Genomic DNA, 18,211 nt, shown 5'->3' with positions numbered 1-18,211 from the left:
TCGGGCAAGAAATTTGCCTGACAATGAAATTATTTGCTTCAAGGGGATTGCAGGGCTTCGCCGTTTGCGGTCAATATTCGACCAAGCTCCGCCACCAAGCAGGAGCAGGGAACGGCAACGACTTAAATCGCACGGAGGACGATCGGATGACGGCATCCTGGAGATTCTCGACCCTGGCGGATCGCCATCGCGCGCTCGGCTCGAAACTCGAGGACTGGAGCGGCATGGGCACCGCCTGGACCTACGACAAGGACGCCGACGAGGAATATGTCGCGATCCGCACCAAGGCCGGGCTGATGGACGTCTCCGGCCTGAAGAAGGTCCACATCACCGGGCCTCACGCCTCGCATCTCATCGACCTCGCCACGACGCGCGACGTGGAAAAGATCTATCCCGGCAAGTCGACCTATGCCTGCATGCTGAACGAGGCCGGCAAATTCACCGACGACTGCATCCTCTACCGCATCAGCCCGAACTCGTGGATGGTCGTGCACGGCTCGGGCACGGGCCATGAGGAGCTGCAGCGGGCGGCGATGGGCCGCGATGTCTCGCTGCGCTTCGACGACAATCTGCACGACCTGTCGCTGCAAGGCCCGACCGCGGTCAACTATCTCGCCAAGCATGTGCCGGGCATCCGCGACCTCAACTATTTCCATCATATGCAGACGCAGCTCTTCGGCTTTCCGGTGATGATCTCGCGCACCGGCTACACCGGCGAGCGCGGCTACGAGATCTTCTGCCGCGGCCAGGATGCCGGCACGATCTGGGACAGGATCCTCGAGGAGGGCAAGAGCGCCGGCATCATTCCCTGCCGCTTCACCACGCTCGACATGCTGCGCGTCGAGAGCTATCTGCTCTTCTATCCCTATGACAACTCGCAAAAGTATCCGTTCGAGAACGAAGGCCCCGGCGACACGCTGTGGGAGCTCGGCCTCGACTTCACCGTCAGCCCCGGCAAGACCGGCTTCCGCGGCGCCGAGGAGCATTATCGGCTGAAGGGCAAAGAGCGCTTCAAGATCTATGGCGTGCTGCTCGACGGCAAGGAGCCGGCCGACGAGGGCGCGCCCGTCTATCGCGACGGCAGACAAGTCGGCGTGGTGACCTGCGCCATGTATTCGCCGCTGGTCGAGAAATCGATGGGCATCGCGCGCCTCGATGTCGACTGCGCGGTCAAGGACACCAGGCTCGAGATTCGCAACCGGAGCGGCTCGATCAAGGCGACGGCGCAACCGCTGCCGTTCGACGATCCCAAAAAGACCAAGCGCACCGCCAAGGGTTGAGGCATCATCACGGGGAGGGGGCTCGAGGTACGAAGGAAAGAATGACAGCCAAGACGATCATCAGCCGGCCCGTTTACGGAACGCTGTCTCCGCAGCCCGGCAAGCATCATCTCTTCATCGCCGACGCGGAAGGCGCGCTGGCGATTACCGACATGGCCGGCAAGGCGCCGCCCGGCTTTTTCGACGGCGCGGAAATCGTCTTCATTCCGGGGGGCAAGCACATCGCCGCCCTCGAAGCGCTGAAGCCGATGCAACTCCACATAGCTCCGTCCTTCGCCAGTCTCTTGCCGCGGCTGAAGCAGATGCTGACCAACGCCCATATGGGGCTGCGCCTTTATCTTGCCGGCACCGAAGGCCTTATCGGACAGGCGATGCAAGTAGCGCTCGAAGCCGGCATCGACCACACCTCGATTGAGACCGAGCATCGCGGCTCGCTGGCGCGGCGCATGCAATGCGTGCACTGCAAGGGCATCACCGAAAACGTGACGACGCAGCCTGCCACCTGCTCGCATTGCGGCTTGCTGCTTCTGGTGCGCGATCACTATTCGCGGCGCCTCGCGGCCTTCCAGGGCGTGTGCATCAACGCCGAGGATCGCTCCGAGAGTCCTCCGATCGAGGAGGCCTTCCCATGAGCACCGGCACCACCAAGCTCGACGTCGTCGTCAGCGATGTCGTTCCCGTCAACGATCTCGTGACCCGCTTCCATTTCCGCCGTCGCGACGGCGAGCTGCTACCGACCTTTTCCGGCGGCGCCCATGTCGTGGTCGAGATGCGCGACGGCGACCGCACCAGGCTCAATCCCTATTCGCTGATGGGCTCGCCGCTCGACACGCGCGAATACACGATTTCCATCCGGCGCGACGATGTCGGCCGCGGCGGTTCGCTGTTCATGCACCGGCAGGTCAAGCCCGGCCTGGAGATGGTGATCAGCTATCCGGTCAATCTGTTCTCGCTGGATCTCCGGGCGAAGAAGCACCTGATGCTGGCCGGCGGCATCGGCATCACGCCTTTCATGGCGCAGACATCGCAGCTGGCAGCCGCCGGCGGCAATTTCGAATTGCACTACACTTGCCGCACCGCCTCGCTGGGGACCTATGCCGATGTCCTGCAGCAGCGCTATGGCAACCGGGTCAGGCTCTACCACGACGACCGCGAGGAGCGCATCGACCTCGAGCGGCTCTTGTCCTCGCAGCCGCTCGGCACGCACCTCTATGTCTGCGGCCCGGCCGGCATGATCAACTGGGTGCGCGATCGCGCAGCTAGCCTCGGATGGCCGCCGGAGACCGTGCATTTCGAGCATTTCGCGGCCCCGCAGCCCGGCGCGCCGTTCGACGTGACCTTGGCCGTCAGCGACAAGACGATTCGCGTCGGCGAGCAGCAGAGCCTGCTCGAGGCGATCGAAGCCGCCGGCGTCGACCCGCCTTATCTCTGCCGCGGCGGCGTTTGCGGCCAGTGCGAGACCAATGTGATCTCCTTCGACGGCAAGTTCATCCACAACGATCACTGGCTGAGCGAGGAAGACCACCGTTCCGGCTGCAAGATCATGCCTTGCGTCTCGCGCTTCGAGGGCAAGTCGCTGGTCCTGGAAAGATAGGAGGCGTCAATGGGCATCACCTTTCGCAAAGAAACGTTTCGCGACGATTTCACCTTCAAGAACAGTCCGGAGCACATCCGGCGCTTTCCCTTCCCGTTCAACGAAGACGCCTACATGTATGCGGTCAACATCGAGCCGCATGTCGTCGGGCCCAAGGGCAGCGTTCTCGAGAACCTGATCGACGTCGACGAGCACTATGTCGCCGAGATGCAGGACCGCGCGCTGGTGCTGGCCGAGGATCCGCTGCGCTGCCAGTCGCTGCCGCATATGACGCTGGCCGGCTGGGACCTGCTCGAGCTTCTGATGGAGCAGCAGGCGCTCGGCTATCCCGAGCATTTCACCTTGGAGCGAGACGGCGACCGCTGGCGCTGGATCAACCGGCCACTCGGCATCGACGACACCTTCATCTTCGGCGACACCTCGACGCTGCCCTACGGGCCGATGGAATACATCACCCGCCAAAGCCAAGGCGATTTCTGCATCCTGGACCAGCGCGACGGCAATCTGTGGATGGATGCCGGCATGGTCACCACCCAGGCCGACTGGTCGCTCGACTTCGACATCGGCATGAACTTCTTCGAATGGCACGCGCCGGTGCCGCTGGCGCATGAGAAGGGCATTTTCACCCGCGCGCTGAAATTCCTCACCAACATCCAGCAGGGCAAGCCGGCAAGGCGCCTCAACTGGACGATGACCATCAATCCGCGCCTCGATACCAGCCCCGAGAACTATCACAAATGGGGCCCGGACCGCGCCACGGTCACGCCGGAGAATGTCGGCGACAAGGTGCATCTGCGCGTCGAATTGCAAAGCTTCTGGCGGCTGCCGCGCTCGAACGCCATCGTCTTCCCGATCCGCTGCTACCTGATCAAGATGGACGAGCTGGTCACGCAGCCGAAATGGGCGCGCCGCCTGCACCGCGTCATCCGCGACCTGCCGGAAGAGCTCGCCACCTATAAGGGCCTGACACGATACAGGCCGACGCTGGTGGAATGGCTGTCGAAGCTCGACGACGGCAGCCCGACGTCACCAGGATTCGGGCCGGATTGAACTGCCGATCTCCACCTTGGGCGCCTCCGGCGCCGACGTTGGAGATTGGCCGAAGCCCCCGTGACGTCGTCATACTCGGGCTTGACCCGAGTATCCATGCCGTGAACTCGGCCGTAGGGTGCAAAGGCACGGAATTCGGTAACCGTTGCAACGCCTTAGCGTCACGGCCTGGATTCTAGGGTCTGCGCGCGTCGCTTCGCTCCTTGCTTCGCCCTAGAATGACGAAGCGCGGTAAGGGCGAGATCAGTCAATCACCCAGCGCTGTTTTGCGGATAGCAGATGATCGACAGATACCGCATCGGCAGCCGCGTCAACTCTTCCGGGCCGTGCGGCGCGTCGGCGTCGAAGAACAGGCTGTCGCCCGGCTTCATCGGATAGAGATTATTGCCGTGCCGGTAAACGACCTCGCCCTCGAGCATGTAGAGGAATTCCATGCCCGCATGCTGGAAGGTCGGGAACACGTCCGAATTCTCGGTCAATGTGATGAGATAGGGCTCGACGACAACGCCGCTGGTGTTGGCGCCGATATGTCCGAGCAGGTTGTACTGGTGGCCGGCGCGGGTGCCGCGCCGCTCGACATCGACGCCTTCGCCGGCCTTGACGAAAACGGCGCTGTGCTCTTCCTCGAAGCGCCGGAAGAACGCGGTCACCGGAACGCCCAGCGCCCGCGACAGCGCCTGCAATGTCGTCAGCGATGGCGAGGTGATGCCGTTTTCGATCTTCGACAGCATGCCGAGCGAAATTTCGGTGGCGGTGGCGAGATCGGCGACGGTGATGCCGAGCTTCTTGCGGAACGCGCGCACCTCATGGCCGATCGCCACTTCCAGCACTTTTTCGCGCGTATCGCGGATGGCGTGCGGATTCTGCGTCAACGGCGCGCGTATCGTGCGCCCGGCCGCCGAAACGCGCTTTAGCGGCGCCTTGCCCTTCGCTGCCGCATCGGTGGACTTGGTGCCGGAATTCTTGTTCGCCATGTCGCCCCCGACTCTCGCGGATTATTTCACTCAAGGTGAACATATTCGGTGGCGATACAAGAGCGCAACCGCGACAGCAAGCCGCTGGATGTTGCGGGGCACGCCTGCTTCAACGTGACGCCGCCGCCTTTGCGCGCAAAAACCGTTTCACGCAAACGCCGTCGCCGCAGATGTTTGTTGACAGCACCAAAGACCCAATTACTGTCACTGTCAGTAAAATTTGTTTCGTGGGAGCAATTCCAGGAAAAGTGTCGAACGGTTTTCCGCCCGGAATTGCGTCAACAAAAAAGTCGAATCAAAAAAGGAGGACGCCCGCAATGAAATCTCGTGTCGCGGTCATCGGAGCCGGACCGTCGGGCCTGGCGCAGCTAAGGGCCTTCAAGTCGGCCGCCGACAAGGGCGCGGAGATCCCGGAAATCGTCTGCTTCGAGAAGCAGAGCGACTGGGGCGGGCTGTGGAACTACACCTGGCGCACCGGCCTCGACGAGCATGGCGATCCGGTGCACGGCTCGATGTACCGCTATCTGTGGTCGAACGGCCCGAAGGAATGCCTCGAATTCGCCGACTACACCTTCGAGGAACATTTCGGCCGGCCGATCGCTTCCTATCCGCCGCGTGCCGTGCTGTGGGACTACATCAAGGGCCGCGTCGAGAAATCCGGCCTGCGCGAATGGGTGCGCTTCAACAGCCCGGTGCGCATGGTGACCTATTCCGGCGAGACCAAAAAGTTCACCGTCACCGCGCATGATCGCACCAACGATGTGACCTACTCGGAGGAGTTCGACAACGTCGTGGTCGCTTCGGGCCATTTCTCCGTGCCCAATGTGCCCTTCTTCGACGGTTTCCCCACCTTCAACGGCCGCATCCTGCACAGCCACGATTTCCGCGACGCCATGGAATTCAAGGGCAAGGACATCTTGATCATCGGCCGCTCCTATTCGGCCGAGGATATCGGTTCGCAATGCTATAAATACGGCGCCAAATCGATCACCTCCAGCTACCGTTCCAAGCCGATGGGTTTCAAATGGCCGGAGAACTGGAAGGAGGTGCCGCTGCTGCAGAAGGTCGTCGGCAAGACAGCGCATTTCAAGGACGGCACCACCAAGGACGTCGATGCCATCATCCTGTGCACCGGCTATCTGCATTCCTTCCCCTTCCTCACCGACGACCTCAAGCTCAAGACCGCCAACCGGATGTGGCCGCTCGATCTCTATGAAGGCGTCGTCTGGGAGAAGAACCCGAAGCTTTTCTACATCGGCATGCAGGACCAGTTCTACACCTTCAACATGTTCGATGCGCAGGCCTGGTATGCGCGCGACGTCATCATGGGCCGCATAAAGCTGCCATCATCGGAAGCGATGGCCGAGCACGGCGCCAAGTGGCGAGCGCGCGAGGAGACGCTGGAGGACGCCGAGCAGATGATCTGGTTCCAGGGCGACTACACCAAGGAACTTATGGACCAGACCGACTATCCGGGCTTCGACGTCGAGGCGGTCAACCGCACCTTCATGGAGTGGGAACACCACAAGATGGAAAACATCATGACCTTCCGCGACAATGCCTACCGCTCGCTGATGACCGGCACCATGGCACCGGTCCACCATACGCCCTGGCTGCAGGCGCTGGACGATTCCATGGAAAGCTATCTCGAGGTGAAGGGCGTGGCGGCCGAGTAGCACGGCGCGCTCGCGCCGACGTTCTCAGGCTCGACGCGCCTGATCTTCAGCCGATCTCGAAGAAGGGCTTGCCGAGCAGGCCAGGGTCCACATCGATGCCAAGGCCGGGGCCGTCGGGAACGCCCATATGGCTGCCGGTCACCGGCGGTGCATTCCTGGCCGTACGAACCGTCACCCATTCGTGGAAGGCGATGGCGTGCAGCCGGCGCTCCTGTGGCGTCGACAGCGACAGATGCGCCATGGCCGCTGTGTCGATCTCGGCGCCGCCGGTGTCCTCGACGGTGATCATGAAGCCGAGATCGACGGCGACGTCGCGGATCAGGCGGGTCTGCGTGACGCCGCCCAGTCGCGAGATCTTCAGCGTCAGCCCGTCGGCGGCGCCGCGGCGATGAATTTCCAGCATTTCGCCCAGCGAGGTGACGGATTCGTCCAGCACCATCGGCTTGTCGAGCATGCGGCGCACCGACATGTTCTCCTCGATCGTCGTGCAGGGCTGTTCGAACGTGTAGTCGATGCCGCGCGTGGCGTCGGCGAACTGGCGCGCCTGGTAAGGCGTCCAGCCGGCATTGGCGTCGCAGAAGATTACCGTGCCCTTCGGCACGGCGGCGGCCACTGCCGAGACCCGCTCGATGTCGTCATGCACATTGCCGCCGACCTTGACCTGCAGGCGCCGGCAGCCTTCGCCGATGATCCTTTTGGCAAGCGCTGCCATCTGATCGAGCGTGCCGTGGGTGACGACCCGGTAGGTCTCCGCCATGTCGCTCTCGCGGCCGCCAAGCATGGTCACCAGCGGCACGCCGGCGGCGCGGGCAGTGAGATCCCAGCACGCCATGTCGAGCGCCGACTTGATATAGGGATGGCCCTTGAATGCCGTGTCCATCAGTCGGCCGATGCCGGCAAGGCCGCGTGGATCCTGGCCGATGAGATGCGGCGCGATCTCCGGCACGCCCGCGCGTGTGCCTGCGGGAAACGCGGCCGAGTAGAAATTGCCGAGCGGCGCCATCTCGCCCCAGCCGGTCACGCCGCTGTCGGAGGTTATGGCGACGATCACCGCGTCGAAGCAGTCGGCGATCCGCCCCTTGGACATACGGTAGGGCCCGTCCACGAAGGGCTGCACGACATGATAGGCCTTGATACTCTTGATCTTCACGTTTGTGTCCGTGGCGGGTCAGGTCATATTCCGATGAGCTGCCTGCAAGACAATCAGGTTGTCGACAATCCAACAAGGGGCCCGTCCGTGGAAGAGCGGTCCTTTGCTCGCCGGAAATTGCCTGACCCCAAATAGTAAACGGCGCCCTCGACGTGGGTATCGAGGGCGCCGTCGGACCGGAAACTGATGGGGGTTATCAGCTGGCCGGTTTCGGTTGCGGCAAGGGAGAAACCGGCATTCCGGGTCCGATCTTCTGCAAATTGCCCGTGATCACCTGGTCGGTCTCCGAGATGCCGGAAGTCACGGAAATCAGGTCGCCGTCGGTCGGGCCGAGCGACACCAGCTTCTGGTCGACGGTGTTGCCCTTGCCGATGACATAGAGGTATTTGCCGAGCTGGCTGGAACCCAGCGCCACCTGCGGCACCATCAGCGTGTTGGGCTGTTCCTTCACATGCAGCCGAACCCGTACATATTGTCCAGGCAGCAGCGTGAACTTGGCATTGCCGATCGTGGCGCGCGCCGTGATCGTGCCGGTCGAATGGTCGATCGTGTTGTCGATGAAGGTGAGCTCGCCCTTCTGGCTGGGCTGGGTCTCGCCGGGCAACAGCACGTCGACGGCGATCGGACCGGCGGCCTTCGCCTGCTCGATCTGCACCAGATCGCTCTCGCTCGGATTGAAGGTCACGTAGATCGGATCGAGCTGCACCAGCGTGTTGAGCACCGTGCCGGCGACGCTGACCAGCGTGCCGACCGAAGCCTGGTTGCGGCCGATGCGGCCCGAGAAGGGCGCCTTGATCTCGGCATAGCCGAGGTTGAGCTCGGCCGTCCGCACCGCCGCCTGGTCGACGGCAAGGGCGGCCTGGGCCGCGCGCAGATTGCTGGTGCGCTGGTCGAAGCTGTCCTTGTCGAGATAGCCGGCCTTGGCGAGGTCGGTGCCGCGGCCGAGGTTGGATTTTGCATAGTCGAGCGTCGCGCTATCGCGCTGCACCTGCGCCTTCGCCTGCTCGAGCGCGGCCTGATAGTCGTCGGGCGCGATGCGGTAGAGCAGGTCGCCCTGCTTGACGTCGCTGCCGTCGGCTGCGTTCTGCTCCTGCAGATAGCCCGGCACGCGCGCCTGCAGCGTGATGCTGCGGATCGACTCCACCCGCGCGGCGTAGTCGAGATAGATCGGCAGCGTCTTCTTCACGACATTCACCACCGGCACCGGCATCACGAAGGCCGCCGGCGCTGGCGCGGCACCCGCTGCGCCGCCGCTCAAATTGCCCATGTCGAGAAAGTGCACGCTGGCCACCGAGATCGCGCCGAGCGCGACGGCCGTTCCCAAGGCGATTTTCCATCTACGCATAATTGATCTCCAATCTTATTCGGCCGCCTGGGCGACCTATTCAGCCGCCTGGGCGAGCGGCTGAAGCGCCGGCTCGGCGGTCGGTTCAATTTCGTCTTGCCGAGGCGCGTCGTCGTGCGCCTTGGCAGGTTCCCTTTCGCCACGTTCGCGCAACTGCTCGATCACGGCGTAGAAGACAGGCACGAAGACCAGCGACAGGATGGTCGCCGCCACCATGCCGCCGAAGACGGTGGTGCCGATCGATTGCCGGCTGGCAGCACCGGCACCCGTCGCGAACATCAGCGGCAGCACGCCGAGGATGAAGGCGAAGGCGGTCATCAGGATCGGCCGCAGTCTCAGCCTTGCCGCTTCCATCGCCGCTTCGACGATGGTGAGACCCTCCTCGCGCCGGCGTCTGGCGAATTCGACGATCAGGATCGCGTTCTTCGCCGCCAGGCCGATCAGCATGACGAAGCCGATCTGCGAGTAGACGTCGATCTGCATGCCGCGCAGCATCAGCACGATGAAGGCGCCGAACAAAGCGAGCGGCACGGCCAGCAGCACCATGAAAGGCATCGCCCAGCTTTCATACTGCGCCGCCAGGATCAGGAACACGAAGACGATCGCCAGCCCGAACACAACAGAGGCGATCGATCCGGCCTTGAGCTCCTGGAAAGTGATGCCGGTCCATTCGTAGCCGAAGTCGCGCGGCAGCACATTCGCCGCCGCCCGCTCCATGGCCGCCACCGCCTGTCCGGACGAGAAGCCGGGGGCAGCGCCGCCATTGATCAGGGCCGAGGCGTTGTTGTTGTAATGCGGCACGGTCTCCGGCCCGACGATCGGCACCAGTCTGCCCAGCGTGCTCAGCGGCACCATGCCGCCCGACGCGTTGCGCACATAGAGCCGCGAGATGTCGGTGGCGTCGGCGCGCGCGTCCTTGTCGGCCTGGATGGTCACGCGGAAGGTGCGGCCAAACAGGTTGAAGTCATTGACGTAGAGCGAGCCGAGATAGATCTGCAGCGTGTTGAAGACGTCCGGCAGGTTGAGGCCGAGCAGCTTCGCCTTGCTGCGGTCGAGTTCGTAGTTGAACTGCGGCGTCGAGGTCGAGAAGGATGAGAACAGCTGCTGCGGGTTGAGCTCCGGCTGCTTGCGCGCCTCGGCGAGCAGCGCCTGCGTGACGTCATTCAGCGCCGCACTGCCGCGCCCCGACAGATCTTCCACCTGGAACTCGAAGCCGCCGGTGGTGCCGATGCCCGGGATCGAAGGCGGGTCGAAGGAGAGCGCGAACGCATCCGGCATCTGCAGAAGCTTGCCGCGCACCTGCTCGACCAGTTTCGAGGCGCTCTGGTCAGGACCGCGTTCGTCCCATGGTTTCAGGATCGCGAACTCCACCGCCGAATTCGACTGGGCGGCGCTGGTCAGGAAGTTCAGGCCGCTGATCGAGCCGACGATGTCGACGCCGGGCGTCGATTGCAGGATGTCGCGCGCCTTTTGCGCCACCGCGTCGGTGCGCTCCAAGGAAGCGCCGTCCGGCAGCTGGATGACGACGAAGAAATAGCCCTGGTCTTCCACGGGAAGGAAGGTCGAAGGCAGTTTCTGCCAGACGAAATAGGTGGCGACGAGGCCGGCCGCGAACAGGACGAGCATGGCCCAGCGCAGCTTGATCAGCAGGCGCACGCCATGCGCATAGGCATGCGACAGCCAGTCGAAGCCGGCGTTGAACCAGCGGAACAGCACGAACTGGGTCTCGCCGCGATGGCGCAGGAATGCCGCGCTCAGCGCCGGCGAGAGCGTCAGCGAGTTGAAGGCGGAGATGCCGACGGAGATCGCGACGGTCAGCGCGAACTGGTTGTAGAGCCGGCCGGAGACGCCCGGGATGAAGGCGACGGGAACGAACACCGCCATCAGCACCGCCGTGGTGGCGATGATCGGCCCGGTCACCTCGGCCATCGCCGCGCGCGTCGCGGCAAGCGGCTTGAGCCCCGCTTCCAGCTGTCGCTCGACATTCTCGACCACGACGATCGCGTCGTCGACGACAAGGCCGATCGCCAGCACCATGCCGAGCAGCGAGAGCATGTTGAGCGAGAAGCCCAGCATGTACATCACCGCCAGCGTCGCGATCAGCGAGACGGGAATGGCGATGGTCGGGATGATGGTGGTGCGCCAGCTCTGCAGGAAGATGAACACCACCGCGACGACCAGCACCAGCGCTTCGCCGAGCGTGATCAGCACGTCATGCATCGAGGCCGACACGAAGCGTGTCGTGTCGTAATGCATGGCGTAGCTGACGCCCTTCGGGAAACGCTGCGACAGCTCCTGCATCTTGTCCTTGACCCGCTGCTGCAGGTCAAGCGCATTGGAGCCCGGCATCTGGTAGACGGCCAAAACCACGGTCGGATCCTTGCCGAAGAAGGCGGAGGACGAATATTGCAGCGCGCCGAGCTCGATGCGGGCGACGTCGCGCAGCCGCACAAGCGAGCCGTTCTGCGAATTGGCGCGCACGACGATGTCGCCGAATTCCTTCGGGTCGCTAAGGCGGCCGACGGCATTGACCTGCATCTCGAAGGCGGTGCCGGCCGGCGCCGGCGACTGGCCGATCTTGCCGGCCGCCACCTGCACGTTCTGTTCGGCGATGGCGTTCTGCACGTCGACAGCGGTGATGCCGAGATTGGCAAGCTTGTCCGGATCGAGCCAGACGCGCATTGAATAACGGCGCTCGCCGAAGATCTGCACGTCGCCGACGCCGGGGAGGCGCTTCAGCGGATCGACCACCTGCAGATAGGCGAGGTTGCTCAGCGCCACCGGATCGACCGAACCGTCGGGCGAGGTCAGGTCGACGATCAGCACGAAATTGGGGTTCTGCTTCTTGATCGTCACGCCGCCCTGGTTGACGATGGCCGGCAGGGAGGATGCCGCTTGGCTGACGCGATTCTGCACGTCGACGGCCGCCGTGCTCAGCGGATAGCCGACGTCGAAGGTGATGGTGATGGTGGAAGAGCCGTCATTCGAGCTCGTCGACGACATGTAGGTCATGCCTTGCACGCCGTTGATCTGCTGCTCGAGCGGGGTGGTGACCGTATCGGCCACGACCTGGGCGCTGGCGCCGGGATAATGCGCGCTGACCACGACCTGCGGCGGCGTGATGTCGGGGAACTGCGAGACGGGCAAAAGGAAATAGGCGATCGCACCGGCGAGCACCATGATGATGGCGATCGCCGACGCGAAGATCGGGCGGTGGATGAAGAAGTTCACCATGATGCGGACGCCTCGCCGAACGGGTTTGCGAAATGGCGCAGGCGCCGGGCCCGGCCGGAGCCGGAATCCTGCAGGAAGGATGGCGGGATGTTGCCCGGCGCCTGGTCAGCCGCGCGCTGGCGCAGCATCCGTTCGAAGGCTTTGGGGTCGATCCCGTCCGCCTTCATCACCAGCCGGATCATCGGATCCCGGATGGCTTCGTCGATCGTCAGGTCTTTGCGCTTTTGCATAGGAGTGGCTCCTTGCTCGGTCCGCATCGCTTGATCACGGACCGCTTTTTCTCGTTCTTCACCGGCCAAAGCCGCATGACAGGCAGGTTTTGCGTCCCATCTCACTCTGGCAGGGCTATCGGAGGGCCTTGTCGTTTGACGGCGAGTGATATAGGTGTTACCAGTAAGTAACATGCTGGAAGTTACAGACCGGTAACACCCTAGTCAAGAGGTGGCGACGGTTTTTTTGGAAACGACGAAAGGAGAGCATGATGACTGACGGCGTTGCGGAGCGTTCCCGTCCCCGGGATCGAATCCTGGAGACGGCGCAGGACATGTTCCACAAGCACGGCATCAAGGGTGTGGGCGTCGACGCCATCACCGAGGCTGCCGGCACCAACAAGATGACGCTTTACCGTCACTTCGAGTCCAAGGACGAATTGATCGTCGAATGCCTGCGCGCAACGGCGGCGAAGGCTTCGAGGATCTGGGACGAGTTCGAGGCCAAGCATCCCGGCGACAAGCTCGCCCAGTTGCATGCTTGGGTCCAAAAGGCTTCGGAACTGCTCAGCGCCGACAGCCGCGGCTGCGATATGGCCAATGCCGCCGTCGAGCTCACCGAGACCGATCACCCGGCAAGGCGCGTCATCAAGGAACTGAAGGAGGCCCAGCGCGAAAAGCTGGTCGCGCTTTGCCGCGATGCCGGCATCGGCCAGGCCGAGCTTCTCGCCGACACGCTGTCGCTGCTGCTCGAAGGCGCGCGCGTCTCGATGCAGAGCGTCGGCGCCGAAGGTCCGAGCGCGCAATTCGTGCGCATGGCCGAAAGCCTGATTGCTTCGTTCCGGGCGCGCTGATCTCCGAGGTCGCCCTTTTCAGCCGCCCTAAGAGGGGGACGACGCGCCCCGGCTAGTGGCACTGCACAGGGGTTTTGACCGGTCGGCTTCAGTCGGCTCTGTTTTGCGTTCGCAGGTGGCACGCGTTGGAGATTGGCCGAAACGCCTACCCCTTCGTCATTCCAGGGCGGAGCAAGGAGCGAAGCGACGCGCGAAGACCCTGGAATCCATGCCGTTACCTTCGCCAGAACGTGCAACGGAGCAGAATTCTGCACCGTGGCGGCGCTTCGAAGTCACGGAATGGATTCTATGGTCTGCGCCGCGTCGCTACGCTCCTTGCTCCGCCATAGAATGACGAGGTTGGGGCGGCTTCAACCAATCTCCAGCGTTTGCGCTGATTTCACGCAAATGAACGGAAATCTTGCACCAAGACAAACCGCAATCTTTTCAAAAATCCCTGTGTCAGACGGGCGGAAAAGACCATTTGACGAAGATGCAGAATGTCCTGAAGGCTTACGTTATGGCGCACCGGCACTCCTAGGCGAGAGCGGTGGAGTGAGGGGGAAGTTGCGGGCAAAGAAAAGCCCGCTGCCGGGAGGAGGTGGCAGCGGGCTCGATTTCGAATACGGCACGGGAGGAGGTGTACCGCACTCAGCGTCGGCATCACATCTGGGAGGAGGAGACGGCCGACACCCAGATAAATACGAGGTGCCTAACGATTCGGCAATTGCGAAACCTGCATAGCTGCTGTGCAGAATCGCGGGATCAATCGTCAGACAAATAGGCGATCGGCGCGCCCCGCGCTACTGCACCGGGACGTTTTCCTTGAAGATCAGCCGCGGCTCGATGAATTTCTTCGTCAGATACGGTGCCGATGAGGCGATGGAGCCGAGCAGGCGGATCACCGATTGCTCGGCGATCAGCCGCGCATTCTGGTCGATGACGACGTCGGCGAGATCGTCGACGAGATAGCGGCGCGTTTCCTTGGTCAGATCGTGGCAGATGAAGACCGGCTTCCTGCGCGGCTTGGTTTCCAGCAACGCTTTAGCCACGCCGGAGCGTCCGGCGCCGACGCAATAGATGCCGAGCAGATCCGTTTCGTCGTGCAGCGCCTTGACGGTCGCGCGGTAGCTGGCGTCCGGGTCGTCGTTGCTTTCGGCCGCGCTTGAGACCGTGAGGTCGGGAAACTCTTCGGCGAGCACCGAACGAAAACCCATCTCGCGCTCCTCGTGGCCGCGATAGGAGCGCGATCCGACCACCATCGCCAGATGTCCTGTACGGCCGCCGAGGAAGCGGCCCATCAGCAGCGCCGCCGTGCGGCCCGCCACCCGGTTGTCGATGCCGACATAGGCCGAGCGGGGTGCCGCCGGCACATCCGAGATCAGCGTGACCAGCCTGATCCCGGCATCGACCAGCTCGCGCAGGATGTTGCGTGTGCGCGGATGGTCGACGGCGATGACACCGACGCCATTGGCCTTGAGCGACAGGTTCTCCACAGCACTCTGCAGCGCGCCTGGCGAAATGCCGGCAAGGTTATGGATGCGGCAGGAGGCGACCAGCGGCAGGCGCGCCGCATAGTCCTCGATGTGATGGGCGAGATCGGCCATGAAGGCATTGGAGCCGATCGGCAGGAAGAATTCGAGATGCGCCGGCTTCGACGGCAGCACGACCTGGTCGAGCGTCGGCAGATAACCGAGCTGCTTGGCCGCCTCCAGCACGCGCTGCCGGTTGGCAGCGCTTGCACCCGGGCGGTTGTTGAGCACCCGGTCGACGGTCGCGGTCGACAGGCCGCAACTCTGGGCGATATCGGCTACGGTGGCTTTCATGGGTCCAGTCATAGGCGCTGATGCAATCCTGTGCCAGCGGCGGGCGTGAAGCGGCTGCCGGCCGCCGATCCGCCTGCCGGTCAGCCCTCAGCCATGCTGCGAACCGTCGGCGATGGCGTCGCGGATTTCCTTGTCCGACATGCCGGTGATGACGCGCTCGACCTCGGCGACCGTTGTCTTTTTCGGATCGATGTCGTCGGCCACCACCTTGCCCCGGCGCATCACCACGATGCGGTCGACCACCTGGAAGACGTGGTGGATGTTGTGCGCGATGAAGATGCAGGAATGCCCTGAATCGCGGGCGCTGCGCACGAAGCTCAAGACCCCTTGCGTCTCGGCGACGCCGAGATTGTTGGTCGGTTCGTCAAGGATGATGAGATCGCTGTCGAAATGCATGGCGCGGGCGATCGCCACGGCCTGCCGCTCGCCGCCCGACAGCGAGCCGATCGGTGTCGTCGGTGGGATGTTCTTGGTGATGCCGACCTGTCTGAGCAGGTCGCGCGCCACCGCGTTCATGGCGTCCTGGTCCATGCGGTTCAGGAAGCGCGGCGCCTTGATCGGCTCGCGCCCGAGGAACAGGTTGCGCGCGATCGACAGCTGCGTGACCAGCGCCGAATCCTGGTAGATCGTCTCGATGCCGTGGGCGATGGCGTCGCTGGTGCTGCGCAGCATGACCTTCTTGCCGCGGATAAAGATGTCGCCGCTGGTCAGCGGCACGGCGCCCGACAACACCTTGATCAGCGTCGACTTGCCCGCGCCGTTGTCCCCCAGCAGGCCGACGATCTCCTTTTCATTGACGTGGAAGTTGGCGTCCACCAGCGCCTGCACGCGCCCGTAGGACTTGCGGATATTTTCCATGCGGATGAGCGGTTCGGCCATCGTCCTAAGTTCCTGCCTGGTGACGGCGCTCGAGCCATGAATGCAGCGCCATCATGCCGAGGATGATCGCGCCGATGAAGATGTTGTAGGCGAGCCCCGGCACGCCGATCAGCACAATGCCGTTGCGCATGACGCGCAGGATCAGGATACCGAGCACGGTGCCGATGATGGTGCCGCGTCCGCCGGTCAGCGCCGTGCCGCCGATCACCACCATGGCGATGACCTCGAGCTCGTATCCGGTGCCGCTGTTGGGGTTGGCTGCGGAGGTGCGGAGCGACGAGATCACGCCGGCGAGCGAGGCCATCACCGCCGACAGGATGAACAGGCCGACCTTGACGCGGCTGACGTTGACGCCGCGCGCGCGGGCTGCGTTCGGATTGCCGCCGGCGGCCTGGATCCAGTTTCCGGTGCGGCTCTGCGTCAGCACGTAACCCAGCACGATCGCAGCGCCGATGAACCAGAACAGCGAGGCGTAGATGCGGAACGGCCCGACATAGAAGTCGCCGACCAGGATGTTCGCCAGCCAGCTGCCTTCGGCGCTCCAGGTCCTCTGCGGAAAGCCGTCGGTGATGAACAGCGCCGAGCCGCGCACGACCAGCAGCATGCCGAGCGTCACCAGGAAGGACGGGATCTTGAGCTGCGTCACGAACCAGCCATTCACCAGCCCGATCAGGGCAGCGACGATCAGCGCGATCAGCAGGCCCATTTCCAGCGAGGTGACGCCGCTGTTGAAGAGCGTCCACATCAGCACCGGCGAGAAGCCGAACAGCGAGCCGACCGAGAGGTCGAATTCTCCGGATGTCATCAAGAGCGTCATCGCCAGCGCGATCAGGCCGAGCTCGACGGTGAAGGCCAGGATGTTGGAGATGTTCTGCGGCGACAGGAAGTCGGGATTGATGCCCCAGAAGACGACGAGCTCGACGATAAGCAGCACCAGCGGGCCGAATTCCGCTCGAGCGATGAAACTTTGAATGAAGGAACGGTTTTCCATTGAGCCCGCGGCGTGGATGATTGGCTAAAGCCCACTCCGATCAGGCAGGGCTCGACGGTACAGGAAAGCGGCCGCGGCCCGAAAGCCGCGACCGTAGATGCCAAGGATTATTTGCCGGACAGGATCTTGTCGTAGACGCCGGCGGTGTCCTTCTCATAGAGCGCGCCGGTGATGACGTTGAAGCCTGGAGGAATGCCGCTGGCCGCCATGTTGGCCAGCGAAAGCGCCACATAGCTGGTCGCCTGCGGGTCCTGCCACTGCCCGGCATTGACGTAGCCGTTCAGCACTTCCTGCGTGGTGTCGAGCGAGTTGCCCCAGCCGACGACCGGGATTTCGCCTGGCTTGACGCCGGCCTGGTCGAAGACGCGCTTGATCGAGCCGGTGACGAGGTCGCCGAGGCCGATGATCGCCTTCACCTTGCCTTTGTGGGCGGTGAGATAGTCGACCATGCGGTTGATCACTTCGGCCTGGTCGAGCGTCGCTTCTGTCACCTCATAGGTGACGCCGGCCGGCCCGAACACGCTCTTGATGCCTTCCTCTTCCTGCACGCCATAGGTGGCGCCGGGGACCTCGACCGGCATCCAGACGAAATCGCCCTTCTTCACCAGGCCCTTGTCGACCAAATATTGCGCCCAGTGCTTGCCGAAGGTGACGTTGTCGCCGCCGACATAGGCGTTGAAGTTGGCCTTCGGATCGGGCGTGTTGAAGTTGATGATCGGGATATTGGCCGCGCGCGCTTCCTTGACGATCTCGACAAGGCTGCCCGGATCCGGACTGGTGGTGACGATGCCGTCGGCCTTGGCCGAGATGGCGGCGCGGACGGCCTCCTGCTGCGAGGCCACATCGCCATTGTGGAACGAGGTGTTCACCTTGTTGCCGGTGTCGCTCGCCCATTGCTTGGCGCCGGCCAGGAAGTAGGTCCAGACCGGATCGGCAGGGCCGCCATGCGAAATCCAGTAGAACGTCTTGGCCTCGGCCATCGCCGGAATGGCGAGCATGGCGATCAAGCCAAGCACGAGCAGTCTTAGCCGCGAAAGCATTCGATTTCCTCCCATGTTGAACTCTCCTCCTGGATCGGCGCGATGTGGCCTTGGCCGCATCTCCTGCCCGCGCCGACCGGAACGTCTAGAGCATTCTCTTTTTCAGGCAGTGGCAAGCCTCCATCGCCAA

The 18,211-nt window shown here is 63.3% G+C and carries 16 protein-coding genes; 7 read left to right on the top strand and 9 right to left on the bottom strand.

Annotated features, from left to right (window positions below; all coding sequences use genetic code 11):
• Window positions 1-146 precede the first annotated feature (146 nt).
• Genes FJ425_RS12515 through FJ425_RS12500 form a run of 4 tightly spaced genes read left to right on the top strand, consistent with a single transcriptional unit; the run spans window position 147 to window position 3,924 of the window.
• Window positions 147-1,280 carry an aminomethyltransferase family protein gene (locus FJ425_RS12515; RefSeq protein ID WP_140634661.1) on the top strand — a complete coding sequence of 378 codons (1,134 nt, stop codon included), beginning with the start codon at window positions 147-149 and terminating at the stop codon, window positions 1,278-1,280.
• Window positions 1,281-1,321: 41 nt separating this feature from the next.
• Window positions 1,322-1,912, top strand: coding sequence for a dimethylamine monooxygenase subunit DmmA family protein (locus FJ425_RS12510; RefSeq protein ID WP_140634659.1), 591 nt, complete (start codon window positions 1,322-1,324; stop codon window positions 1,910-1,912).
• Entirely contained in the window at window positions 1,909-2,874 is a 966-nt protein-coding gene (locus tag FJ425_RS12505) for a PDR/VanB family oxidoreductase (protein ID WP_140634657.1), read from the top strand. Before FJ425_RS12510 ends, FJ425_RS12505 begins: the two co-directional genes overlap by 4 nt.
• A 9-nt stretch (window positions 2,875-2,883) precedes the next feature.
• Entirely contained in the window at window positions 2,884-3,924 is a 1,041-nt protein-coding gene (locus FJ425_RS12500; protein WP_140634655.1) for a DUF3445 domain-containing protein, read from the top strand.
• Window positions 3,925-4,175: 251 nt separating this feature from the next.
• Here FJ425_RS12500 and FJ425_RS12495 read toward each other — a convergent pair whose 3' ends face one another.
• Complete coding sequence (locus FJ425_RS12495) at window positions 4,176-4,898, bottom strand: XRE family transcriptional regulator (RefSeq protein ID WP_140544172.1); 723 nt, start codon at window positions 4,896-4,898, stop codon at window positions 4,176-4,178.
• Window positions 4,899-4,946: 48 nt separating this feature from the next.
• On the opposite strand from FJ425_RS12495, the gene FJ425_RS12490 reads away from it, so the two are divergent.
• On the top strand, window positions 4,947-5,219 hold the full coding sequence (locus FJ425_RS12490) for a hypothetical protein (protein WP_140723727.1): 273 nt from the start codon (window positions 4,947-4,949) through the stop codon (window positions 5,217-5,219).
• A complete protein-coding gene (locus FJ425_RS12485; RefSeq protein WP_140634653.1) occupies window positions 5,216-6,574 on the top strand; it encodes an NAD(P)/FAD-dependent oxidoreductase in 1,359 nt (452 codons plus the stop codon). The genes FJ425_RS12490 and FJ425_RS12485 overlap by 4 nt, the downstream gene beginning before the upstream one ends.
• Window positions 6,575-6,620: 46 nt before the next feature.
• Here the strand turns inward: FJ425_RS12485 and FJ425_RS12480 are convergent, their stop codons facing one another.
• The 4 genes from FJ425_RS12480 to FJ425_RS12465 form a co-directional block, all read right to left on the bottom strand.
• Window positions 6,621-7,724 (bottom strand): mandelate racemase/muconate lactonizing enzyme family protein, encoded by a 1,104-nt coding sequence (locus tag FJ425_RS12480; protein WP_140723724.1) that lies wholly within the window; start codon window positions 7,722-7,724, stop codon window positions 6,621-6,623.
• A gap of 196 nt (window positions 7,725-7,920) precedes the next feature.
• Complete coding sequence (locus FJ425_RS12475; RefSeq protein WP_140634649.1) at window positions 7,921-9,069, bottom strand: efflux RND transporter periplasmic adaptor subunit; 1,149 nt, start codon at window positions 9,067-9,069, stop codon at window positions 7,921-7,923.
• Window positions 9,070-9,105: 36 nt separating this feature from the next.
• On the bottom strand, window positions 9,106-12,303 hold the full coding sequence (locus FJ425_RS12470; protein WP_140723721.1) for a multidrug efflux RND transporter permease subunit: 3,198 nt from the start codon (window positions 12,301-12,303) through the stop codon (window positions 9,106-9,108).
• Complete coding sequence (locus FJ425_RS12465) at window positions 12,297-12,533, bottom strand: hypothetical protein (protein ID WP_095768759.1); 237 nt, start codon at window positions 12,531-12,533, stop codon at window positions 12,297-12,299. Before FJ425_RS12465 ends, FJ425_RS12470 begins: the two co-directional genes overlap by 7 nt.
• A gap of 251 nt (window positions 12,534-12,784) precedes the next feature.
• Here FJ425_RS12465 and FJ425_RS12460 point away from each other — a divergent pair, with 251 nt between their 5' ends.
• The gene (locus tag FJ425_RS12460; protein WP_140544202.1) at window positions 12,785-13,366 is read left to right on the top strand and encodes a TetR/AcrR family transcriptional regulator; all 582 of its coding nucleotides are present in this window, start codon (window positions 12,785-12,787) and stop codon (window positions 13,364-13,366) included.
• Between the two features lie 782 nt (window positions 13,367-14,148).
• On the opposite strand, the gene FJ425_RS12450 is transcribed toward FJ425_RS12460, so the two are convergent.
• The 4 genes from FJ425_RS12450 to FJ425_RS12435 form a co-directional block, all read right to left on the bottom strand.
• On the bottom strand, window positions 14,149-15,171 hold the full coding sequence (locus FJ425_RS12450) for a LacI family DNA-binding transcriptional regulator (RefSeq protein WP_140723718.1): 1,023 nt from the start codon (window positions 15,169-15,171) through the stop codon (window positions 14,149-14,151).
• Between the two features lie 87 nt (window positions 15,172-15,258).
• A complete protein-coding gene (locus FJ425_RS12445) occupies window positions 15,259-16,050 on the bottom strand; it encodes an ATP-binding cassette domain-containing protein (protein ID WP_140723715.1) in 792 nt (263 codons plus the stop codon).
• 4 nt (window positions 16,051-16,054) lie between these two features.
• Window positions 16,055-17,041 carry an ABC transporter permease gene (locus tag FJ425_RS12440; RefSeq protein WP_140634641.1) on the bottom strand — a complete coding sequence of 329 codons (987 nt, stop codon included), beginning with the start codon at window positions 17,039-17,041 and terminating at the stop codon, window positions 16,055-16,057.
• Window positions 17,042-17,148: 107 nt separating this feature from the next.
• A complete protein-coding gene (locus FJ425_RS12435; RefSeq protein ID WP_140634639.1) occupies window positions 17,149-18,081 on the bottom strand; it encodes a substrate-binding domain-containing protein in 933 nt (310 codons plus the stop codon).
• Window positions 18,082-18,211: the final 130 nt, after the last annotated feature.

Origin of the sequence: Mesorhizobium sp. B2-7-2, from assembly GCF_006440775.1 — a bacterium.
GTDB lineage: Bacteria > Pseudomonadota > Alphaproteobacteria > Rhizobiales > Rhizobiaceae > Mesorhizobium.
The sequence above is the reverse complement of the archived record's forward strand: the minus strand, read 5'-3'. Positions and strand labels throughout refer to the sequence as shown.

Excerpts from the sequence above, each read along its gene's own strand:
- FJ425_RS12460 (WP_140544202.1), top strand. The coding sequence starts at position 12,785 with ATGACTGACGGCGTTGCGGAGCGTTCCCGTCCCCGGGATCGAATCCTG.
- FJ425_RS12515 (WP_140634661.1), top strand. The coding sequence starts at position 147 with ATGACGGCATCCTGGAGATTCTCGACCCTGGCGGATCGCCATCGCGCG.
- FJ425_RS12440 (WP_140634641.1), bottom strand. The coding sequence starts at position 17,041 with ATGGAAAACCGTTCCTTCATTCAAAGTTTCATCGCTCGAGCGGAATTC.
- FJ425_RS12510 (WP_140634659.1), top strand. The coding sequence starts at position 1,322 with ATGACAGCCAAGACGATCATCAGCCGGCCCGTTTACGGAACGCTGTCT.
- FJ425_RS12450 (WP_140723718.1), bottom strand. The coding sequence starts at position 15,171 with ATGAAAGCCACCGTAGCCGATATCGCCCAGAGTTGCGGCCTGTCGACC.
- FJ425_RS12445 (WP_140723715.1), bottom strand. The coding sequence starts at position 16,050 with ATGGCCGAACCGCTCATCCGCATGGAAAATATCCGCAAGTCCTACGGG.
- FJ425_RS12475 (WP_140634649.1), bottom strand. The coding sequence starts at position 9,069 with ATGCGTAGATGGAAAATCGCCTTGGGAACGGCCGTCGCGCTCGGCGCG.
- FJ425_RS12485 (WP_140634653.1), top strand. The coding sequence starts at position 5,216 with ATGAAATCTCGTGTCGCGGTCATCGGAGCCGGACCGTCGGGCCTGGCG.
- FJ425_RS12500 (WP_140634655.1), top strand. The coding sequence starts at position 2,884 with ATGGGCATCACCTTTCGCAAAGAAACGTTTCGCGACGATTTCACCTTC.
- FJ425_RS12505 (WP_140634657.1), top strand. The coding sequence starts at position 1,909 with ATGAGCACCGGCACCACCAAGCTCGACGTCGTCGTCAGCGATGTCGTT.
- FJ425_RS12435 (WP_140634639.1), bottom strand. The coding sequence starts at position 18,081 with ATGCTTTCGCGGCTAAGACTGCTCGTGCTTGGCTTGATCGCCATGCTC.
- FJ425_RS12470 (WP_140723721.1), bottom strand. The coding sequence starts at position 12,303 with ATGGTGAACTTCTTCATCCACCGCCCGATCTTCGCGTCGGCGATCGCC.
- FJ425_RS12495 (WP_140544172.1), bottom strand. The coding sequence starts at position 4,898 with ATGGCGAACAAGAATTCCGGCACCAAGTCCACCGATGCGGCAGCGAAG.
- FJ425_RS12465 (WP_095768759.1), bottom strand. The coding sequence starts at position 12,533 with ATGCAAAAGCGCAAAGACCTGACGATCGACGAAGCCATCCGGGATCCG.